The organism is Pelomicrobium sp. G1 (assembly GCF_051905455.1).
Lineage (GTDB): Bacteria > Pseudomonadota > Gammaproteobacteria > Burkholderiales > UBA6910 > Pelomicrobium.
Genome location: NZ_JBQACR010000623.1, coordinates 1 through 235 on the forward strand (window position 1 = coordinate 1; position 235 = coordinate 235).

Genomic DNA, 235 nt, shown 5'->3' on the forward strand with positions numbered 1-235 from the left:
CCTCCGGGGCGCCGCCTCCGAACACCACGCCTGCCGGGCGGGGGAGGGCTGGGACTGGGACGGGGTGCGCTTTGAGTTCTTGAGCCCTGCGGCCTCGGACTATGCCGATCCGCGCCAAGACGACAACGCCCTGAGCTGCGTGCTGCGCATCGCCGCCGCCGACGGCAGCGTGCTGCTGCCGGGGGACATCGGGCGGGCCGTCGAACGGCGCCTGGTGCAAGCCCATGGCCCGGGG

1 protein-coding gene is annotated in these 235 nt (G+C 74.5%); it reads left to right on the forward strand.

All coding sequences use genetic code 11. The features are described 5' to 3' along the window. Window positions 1–235, forward strand: a 235-nt coding sequence (locus tag ACTFO6_RS19885) for a hypothetical protein (RefSeq protein WP_439936007.1), incomplete at both ends; no start/stop codon positions are given.